The sequence below is a fragment of the Musicola paradisiaca NCPPB 2511 genome (assembly GCF_000400505.1).
GTDB lineage: Bacteria > Pseudomonadota > Gammaproteobacteria > Enterobacterales > Enterobacteriaceae > Musicola > Musicola paradisiaca.
Window position 1 is genome coordinate 842,113 of sequence record NZ_CM001857.1, and the last position, 6,389, is coordinate 848,501.

Here is a 6,389-nt window from a genome sequence, read left to right on the forward strand (position 1 = left end):
CTAACCGCTTGACCGGAGGGCGCCATGTCCCGTTTTGAACAACGTTACCACCAGATGGTGGTCTGGCTGGTGTTGCTGATCCTGATGTTGCCGCTGCTCGCCACACTGGGCTACGCGCTGGCCACCGAGTGGGGCGCCACCATTCTGCCGCGTGGCCTGACGTTGCGCTGGTTTCTGGAACTGTGGCGCGATCCGCGCTTTCTGGTCTCCCTCGGCCACTCGATGCTGATCTGCTTCGGCGCGCTGCTGTTTTCGCTGCTACTGGTACTGCCCGCCATGTTCGTTATCGCCTGGGCGTTCCCGCGGCTGGATGCGCTGATGAACGTATTGATCCTGCTGCCGTTTTCTGTGCCGCCGGTGGTCTCTTCCGTTGGGCTGCTGCAAATGTACGCCTCCGGGCCGGTGGCGATCACCGGAACGCCGTGGATCCTGATCGGCTGCTATTTCACCATCGCGTTGCCGTTCATTTACCGCGCCATCGCCAACAATATGCAGGCGATCAATTTGCAGGAACTGCTGGATGCCGCCCATCTGCTGGGAGCCAGCACTTGGCGGGCGGCGTGGCTGGTGGTGCTGCCCAACCTGCGCCAGGGCGTGATGATCGCGGTGTTGTTGTCATTCTCGTTCCTGATCGGCGAGTTCGTCTTCGCCAATCTGCTGGCGGGCACCAACTATGAAACGCTACAGGTCTACCTCTACAACAAACGCAACGACAGCGGGCACTTTACCAGCGCGCTGGTGATCTCCTATTTCCTGGTGGTGCTGCTCGTCACCTGGTTGTCCAATTACCTGAACCGAGGGAAACGTTGATATGGCCTACCTTGACGTCAAAAATCTCAATAAACATTACGGGCCGACCCGGGTTTTTCACGATATCCATTTTTCAGCGGACGAAGGGGAGTTCGTCACCCTGCTGGGGCCAAGCGGTTGCGGTAAGTCCACGCTGCTGCGCTGTCTGGCGGGGTTGACGTCGGTGGACAGCGGGCAAATCCTGTTGCAGGGCACCGACATCGTGCCGCTGTCGCCGCAAAAGCGCGATATCGGCATGGTGTTCCAGAACTACGCGCTGTTTCCCAACATGACGGTGGAGGGCAACGTGGCGTTCGGCCTGAAGATGCAAAAACTGGGGGCGGAGGCGGTTCGTCAGCGTGTCGCCGAGGTGCTGGCGCTGGTGGAACTGGGGGAATACGCCCGCCGTTACCCGCATCAACTGTCCGGCGGGCAGTGTCAGCGCGTGGCGCTGGCGCGTTCGCTCGTGACCCGCCCACGCCTGCTGCTGCTTGATGAGCCGCTGTCGGCGCTGGATGCCCGCATCCGCCGGCATCTGCGCGAGCAGATTCGCCGCATTCAGCAGGAACTGAATCTGACGGCGATATTCGTCACCCACGATCAGGAAGAAGCGCTGACCATGTCGGATCGTATCGTTCTGATGAATAAAGGCGAAATCGTACAGAACGGCGATGCCGAAGCGCTCTACACCCAGCCCGCCAACCTGTTTGCGGCCAGTTTTATCGGCAGTTACAACCTGTTGAGCCCGGAAGAAGCGATGCAACTGACCGGCGAGCGCTATGCCGGGCAGGTAGCGTTGCGGCCGGAGTCGATTCTGCTGTGCGCGCCGGAACAGGGGATGCCGGGGGAGGTGCTCAGCCACAGCCTGCTGGGAAACGTGGTGCGTTACCGGGTGCGGGTGAACGGTATCGAACTGTCGGTGGACGAGCTTAACCGATCGGTGGCGGGCCTGTACCCGGACGGCGGCCGCGTCGGTGTGCAGATTGATGCGAGTGTGCTGCGCGAAGTGGCCTGATCGGCGAGGGAGGTGAACCGGATGTTGACGCTGCTTAACCTGCTTTCCGCCGTGGCGTTGCTGGTATGGGGCACCCATATTGTACGCAGCGGCATCATGCGTGTGTTCGGCGCGTCGCTGCGGCGGGTGCTGGGGCATGGCATGGCGCAGCGGTGGCTGGCGTTTCTGTCCGGCGTCGGCGTCACCGCACTGGTTCAGAGCAGCAATGCCACCACCCTGCTGGTGACGTCGTTCGTCGCCCAGAATCTGGTGGGGCTTTCGTCGGCGTTGGTGGTGATTTTGGGCGCGGATGTCGGCACCGCGCTGATGGCGCGCCTGCTGACCTTCGATCTTTCCTGGTTATCGCCGTTGTTGTTGGTGGTCGGCGTCAGCCTGTTTCTCGGCCGCAAGACCAGCCGTGCCGGGCAACTGGGGCGGGTCGGCATCGGCCTGGGGCTGATTTTGCTGGCGCTGCAACTGATTGTCGCGGCCACACACCCCATCACGCAGGCCGCCGGGGTCAAGGTACTGTTCTCGTCCCTGACCGGCGACGTCATGCTGGATGCGTTGCTGGGCGCGCTGTTCGCGGTGATCGGCTATTCCAGTTTGGCGGCGGTGCTGCTGACCGCCACACTGACCGCGTCCGGGGTGATTTCCTTTCAGGTGGCGTTGTGCCTGGTGGTCGGCGCCAACCTTGGCAGCGGGCTGTTGGCGATGATCAACAGCAGCGCCATGAATGAAGCCGCACGCCGGGTGGCGTTGGGCGGGCTGTTGTTCAAACTGGCGGGGGGCCTGCTGGTGCTGCCGTGGATCCCGGCGCTGGCGAATCGATTGGCGCAGTTTCCGTTGTCGGTAGAAGATCTGACGATCTTTTTCCATCTGTTCTACAACCTGTTGCGCTGCCTGCTGATGCTGCCGTTTGTCGGCCCGATGGCCCGGTTATGCCAGCGGTTGATCGCCGATGCGCCGCCGCAGGAAGGCGGCATGAAACCGCGCCATTTGGATGCCGGTGTACTGGACAGCCCTGCGCTGGCGCTGGCCAACGCGGTACGCGAGACACTGCGCATGGGCGATGTATTGGAGCGGATGCTGCATCACTTTGAGCGGCTGATCCATGGCGCGGGGCGGGAAGAGAAGGCGGTGCGCCGCCTCGATGACGACGTGGATGTGCTCTACAACGCCATCAAACTCTATCTGGCCCGTATGCCGAAAGATGATCTGTCCGCGGCGGACGCGCGTCGCTGGGCGGAGGTGATCGAAACCGCGCTCAACCTTGAGCAGGCGGGGGACGTCATCGAACGGATGAGCGGCGATGTGGCAGGGAAATCGGTGGCCGCCCGCCGCGCGTTTTCGCCGCAGGGGCGTAAAGAGCTGGAGACTCTGCTGGCGCAACTGCACGAACAACTGCGGCTGTCGCTGTCGGTGTTTTTGTCGCGGGATGTGGAGAGCGCGCGTCTGCTGCGTCGCGCCAAGCACCGTTTCAACCTGCGAACCCGACGTTATGCCTACGCCCACGTAGAGCGGCTGCATCAGCGCAATCCGCAAAGCATGGAAACCAGTTCGCTGCACCTGGAACTGCTGGGGGATATGCGGCGGCTCAACTCGCTGTTTTGCGCGCTGGCCTACAGCGTGCTGGAATCGCAGGGCGAGGCGCCGTCCCCGGAGGACGCCGTCACGCCGCCGGCAATGGCTAAGCCAGACACTGTTGCAGACGGGCGGGAAATGCCGCCGCGAACTGCGCCAGCTGGTCGGTGAACCGTTCGACCAGCGATGACGCCGGGCGATGCAGCGGGCGGATCAAACTGACGGTGAACGGGACGTCGATACTCAAGCGCCGCACCACCACGCCGTCGCCGGCATAATCCACCGCGGTCAACGGGTTGACGATCGACACCCCCACCCCGGCGCGCACCATGGCGCACACTGAGGCGGCGCTGTGGGTTTCCACCACCATGCGCCGGGCGACCCGACGTTCCTGAAACAGATGATCCAGCAACTGTCGGTAACTGTCGGCGCTGGAGAGGCTGATAAACGGCTGGTCGCGAAAATCCTCCGGCGTCAGCGTCTGCTTGCCCGCCAGCGGGTGTCCTGTCGGCAATACGCACACTTCATTGAGCTGCATCAGCGTCTGCCGTTCGGTGCCGGCCGGCGTGGTGATGGTTTCGGTCAGCCCCAGATCGTGGCGTTGGGCGGACAGCCACTCCTCCAGCAGCGGCGACTCCTGCGGGACAATATGCAGATTCAACGCGGGATAATGTTCCAATAACGGTCGGCAGACCGCAGGCAGCAGCGACTGGGAGAACACCGGCAGACAGGCGATGGAGAACTGGGCCTGACGGTAGTGGCGGATGTCTTCCGCCGCGCTGACGATGCGATCCAGCCCGTAATAGGAACGCTGTACTTCTTCAAACAGCAGCAACCCCTGGGCGGTGGGATGCAGACGACCGCGCACGCGCTCGAACAACGGGATCTGTACCTGATGTTCGAAACGCGCCAACTCCCGGCTGACGGTGGGTTGCGAGGTGTTAAGCAGGCTGGCGGCTTCCGTCAGGTTGCCGGTGGTCATCACCGCGTGAAAAACCTCAATATGGCGCAGGGAGACAGCGGTCATAGGCGGTTTATTCCATATCAAAAATGAATAGAGTCTGCGAAAAAGGATATTGGAATTATAGCCTGCGGGCCAGCACAATGCCGACATCTTCATTAACGTCCCGGTAATCTATCCATGCCACATGATCTGAATGACCTTTCCCATGCGTTGAACGCGCAAAGCCTGCGGGCGTTGCCGGCGGAGTTTGGCTGCCCGGTGTGGGCTTACGATGCGCAAACCATCATTGACCGCATCGAACAGCTGCGTCAGTTCGATACCATCCGTTTCGCCCAAAAGGCCTGCTCCAATATCCATATTCTGCGGCTGATGCGTCAGCAGGGCGTGAAGGTGGATTCGGTATCGCTGGGCGAGATCGAGCGTGCGCTGGCAGCCGGGTTCGTGCCGGGCAGCGCTGATCATGAGATCGTGTTTACCGCCGATGTGTTGGATCGCGCCACGTTGCAGCGCGTGCATGAGCTGCATATCCCGGTCAACGCCGGTTCGGTGGATATGCTGAGCCAGCTCGGCGCGGCGTCGCCGGGCCATGCAGTGTGGCTGCGCGTCAACCCGGGTTTCGGTCACGGCCATAGCCAGAAGACCAACACCGGCGGCGAAAACAGCAAACACGGCATCTGGTATGCCGATTTGCCGCTGGCGCTGGCGGAGATCCAGCGTTATCAGCTGAAACTGGTGGGCATTCATATGCATATCGGCTCCGGCGTGGACTACGGCCATCTGGAACAGGTGTGCGACGCGATGGTGAACCAGGTGATTGCCTTCGGGCAGGATCTGACGGCGATTTCCGCCGGCGGCGGGCTGTCTATCCCGTATCACCACGACGGCGAGCGTATCGATACCCGCCACTATTACGGGCTGTGGCATCAGGCGCGGGAACGTATTGCCGCCCATCTGGGCCATGCGGTGACGCTGGAAATCGAACCGGGGCGTTTTCTGGTGGCGGAAGCCGGCGTGCTGGTGGCGGAAGTGCGGGCGGTGAAAGACATGGGCAGCCGCCATTTCGTGCTGGTGGATGCCGGGTTTAACGACCTGATGCGCCCGGCGATGTACGGCAGTTATCACCATATTACGCTGCTGGCCGGCGATGGCCGCGACCTGACGACGGCCGCGCGTCGCGATACGGTGGTCGCCGGCCCGCTGTGCGAATCCGGCGACGTGTTCACCCAGCAGGCGGGCGGCGGTGTGGAAACCCTTGCGCTGCCGGACGCCCGTGTCGGCGACTATCTGGTGTTTCATGATACCGGCGCTTACGGCGCGTCGATGTCGTCCAACTACAACAGCCGCCCGCTGTTGCCGGAAGTGCTGTTCGAACAGGGCAAACCGCGCCTGATCCGCCGTCGTCAAACGCTCGACGAACTGCTGGCGCTGGAGCGGTTGTAAGCCTGTGCATGCCCGTCCTTAGCGGCGGGCATAAGGCCCCGGCATCACCGAGTCGCGCAGTTTCAGCTCGCCGGTGAACGGTTTGATGGGGCTGACCACTTGTTCCTCCACCAGTTTAAGCGCCTGCGTGATGGCGGCGCTGATCATCTCTTCAATCGGCAGATAGACCGTGGACAGTGACGGCGTCAGGTAGGCGGCGCTCGGTTCATCGTCGAAACCGAACAGCGAGACATCTTGCGGCAGCCGTTTCCCGGCTTCGGTCAACGCTTTCATGGCGCCGATGCACATATCGTCATTGCAGGCAAACAGCGCGCTGAACGTGACGCCGTTCGCCAGCAGTTCACGGGCGGCGCGGTAGCCGCCGGAGACCAGACTGTCGCCGTTGGCGACGCGCTGCGGTGCATACGGAATGCGATGCTCGTCCAGCGCCTGCTGGTACCCTGCCAGCCGCGCCTGCGCGGTGGGGGTGCCGATCGGCCCGGTAATGCAGGCGATATCGCGGTGCCCTTGTGCGATCAGATAGACCACTACCTGATAGGCCGCCTGCTGCTGTTCAAAGTAGACGCAACGTTCCCGCGCCATCGGCAACTGATGGTTCAGCACAATCAGCGGACGGTG

The 6,389-nt window shown here is 62.3% G+C and carries 6 protein-coding genes; 4 read left to right on the forward strand and 2 right to left on the reverse strand.

Features of this window, described 5'->3' with window-relative positions; translation table 11 throughout:
- Window positions 1–24: 24 nt before the first annotated feature.
- Genes DPA2511_RS03850 through DPA2511_RS20985 form a run of 3 tightly spaced genes read left to right on the forward strand, consistent with a single transcriptional unit; the run spans window position 25 to window position 3,538 of the window.
- Window positions 25–810: an ABC transporter permease gene (locus DPA2511_RS03850; protein WP_012764379.1), complete on the forward strand. Its 786-nt coding sequence runs from the start codon at window positions 25–27 to the stop codon at window positions 808–810.
- 1 nt (window position 811) lies between these two features.
- Entirely contained in the window at window positions 812–1,804 is a 993-nt protein-coding gene (locus tag DPA2511_RS03855; RefSeq protein ID WP_012764380.1) for an ABC transporter ATP-binding protein, read from the forward strand.
- Window positions 1,805–1,825: 21 nt separating this feature from the next.
- Window positions 1,826–3,538, forward strand: coding sequence for a Na/Pi cotransporter family protein (locus DPA2511_RS20985; RefSeq protein ID WP_012764381.1), 1,713 nt, complete (start codon window positions 1,826–1,828; stop codon window positions 3,536–3,538).
- On the opposite strand, the gene DPA2511_RS03865 is transcribed toward DPA2511_RS20985, so the two are convergent.
- On the reverse strand, window positions 3,474–4,394 hold the full coding sequence (locus tag DPA2511_RS03865; RefSeq protein WP_012764382.1) for a LysR family transcriptional regulator: 921 nt from the start codon (window positions 4,392–4,394) through the stop codon (window positions 3,474–3,476). The genes DPA2511_RS20985 and DPA2511_RS03865 overlap by 65 nt on opposite strands.
- A 114-nt stretch (window positions 4,395–4,508) precedes the next feature.
- Between DPA2511_RS03865 and lysA the strand changes: the two genes are divergently transcribed.
- Entirely contained in the window at window positions 4,509–5,771 is a 1,263-nt protein-coding gene (gene lysA / locus DPA2511_RS03870) for a diaminopimelate decarboxylase (protein WP_012764383.1), read from the forward strand.
- Between the two features lie 18 nt (window positions 5,772–5,789).
- Here the strand turns inward: lysA and DPA2511_RS20990 are convergent.
- The coding region (locus tag DPA2511_RS20990) for a substrate-binding domain-containing protein (protein WP_155961690.1) at window positions 5,790–6,389 on the reverse strand (600 nt) is incomplete at its 5' end.